Source organism: Arhodomonas sp. KWT, assembly GCF_010993615.1.
Genome location: NZ_WNXE01000384.1, coordinates 1 through 1,694, shown reverse-complemented (window position 1 = coordinate 1,694; position 1,694 = coordinate 1). Strand labels below are relative to the sequence as shown.

Below are 1,694 nucleotides of genomic sequence, written 5' to 3'. Positions count from 1 at the left end.
GTCGCTGTCGCGGTCGCCGCCGGCGAACAGCGCGGCGTGGCCGCCACGGGCGGTGACCGGGCCACGTACCGCGGCCGTGTCGGCGTCGGTGCGTAGCCACAGCTGCTGGCCCGCCCAGTCCGTGACGGCTTCGCCGGGCAGACCCTCCGGCTGTCGCCCCGGTGGCAGCGCAATCCGCCACAGGGGCGTGTCGGTGCGCGCGAAGAAGGGATGGCGGTGATCCCGCCAGTCGGCCCAGACCGTCGCCGCATCCGCCAGGGCCTCACCGCCGACGCGGGCCAGGCCCTGCTCGACGCCGGAATGGGTGCCGGAGAGCCGCAGCAGCGCGGCCTCGCCGTCGTGAACGGCGGCGGAGACCGGCACGCCCTGGCGCAGCCAGCCCTCGACGGCGCCGTGGAGCGCCTCGGCAGGGAGCTCGAGGCGCACACTGGCCTCGGTCTCCGGCCGCGGCAGGACCTTGACCGTGACCTCCAGGATCACGCCGAGGGTGCCCAGCGCGCCAGTGTTGAGACGGGAGAGGTCGTAGCCGGCGACGTTCTTCATGACCTCGCCGCCGAAGTGCAGGACCTCCCCATTGCCGTTCACCAGGCGCAGGCCGAGCACCATGTCGCGCACGGCCCCGGTGAAAGGCCGCCGGGGGCCGGCGAGGCCGGCGGCGACAGCGCCGCCGAGGGTGCCGCCGCCACCGAAGTGAGGCGGCTCGAAGGGCAGCATCTGACCCTGCCCGGCGAGCGCGGCCTCGATCTCCGCGAGCGGGGTGCCCGCCCGGGCGGTCAGGATCAGCTCGGTGGGGGCATAGTTGACGATACCCCGGTGGCTGGAGACGTCCAGCGTCGTGCCCGTCGGCGTGCGTCCATAGAAGGCCTTGCTGCCGCTGCCGGCGATGGACAGCGCGCGGGATGCGGCCGCGGCGTCGCGGACGGCCTCGGCAATGTACTCGGTCCGGTCCTCGCCGGTCTCCATGGCATGCTCCTCAGAATCGCTCGAGTTCCGGATGGGGCAGTTCCCCGTTGTGCACATGCATGGCGCCGAATTCCGCACAGCGCGCCAGCGTCGGGACCGCCTTGCCGGGGTTGAGCAGTCCCCGGGGGTCGAAGGCATGCTTTACCGCGTGGAACTGGTTGAGTTCCGCAGTGCGGAACTGGACGCACATCTCGTTGATCTTCTCCATGCCCACGCCGTGCTCGCCCGTGACCGTGCCGCCCACCTCGACGCACAGGGTGAGGATCTCGCCGCCGAGGCGCTCCGCGGTCTCGAGCTCGCCGGGACGGTTGCCGTCGAAGAGTATGAGGGGATGGAGATTGCCGTCGCCGGCATGGAAGACGTTGACCACGCCGAGCCCGTACTCCGAGGAGAGCTCGCGGATGCGCCGGAGCACGTGGGCGAGCTGGTGGCGGGGGATGGTGCCGTCCATGCAGTAGTAATCCGGCGAGATGCGCCCGACGGCCGGGAACGCGGCCTTGCGACCGGCCCAGAAGCGGGCCTTCTCGGCGTCGTCCGCGGCGACCTGGATGCGCGTGGCGCCGTGCTCGCGCATCAGTGCCTGGACGCTTTCGAGCTGGTCGGCAACCTCGGCGTCGGTGCCGTCGAGCTCGCAGATGAGGATGGCGGCGGCCCCGGTGTCGTAGCCGGCGTGGACGAAGTCCTCCGCCGCCTGGATCGCCGGGCCGTCCATCATCTCCAGTCCGCCCGGG

At 72.1% G+C, this 1,694-nt stretch carries 2 protein-coding genes; both read right to left on the bottom strand.

Features of this window, described 5'->3' with window-relative positions:
• The coding region (gene glcE, locus G7A99_RS19185) for a glycolate oxidase subunit GlcE (protein ID WP_163143217.1) at window positions 1-963 on the bottom strand (963 nt) is incomplete at its 3' end.
• A gap of 10 nt (window positions 964-973) precedes the next feature.
• The coding region (locus G7A99_RS19180) for an FAD-linked oxidase C-terminal domain-containing protein (RefSeq protein ID WP_305792340.1) at window positions 974-1,694 on the bottom strand (721 nt) is incomplete at its 5' end.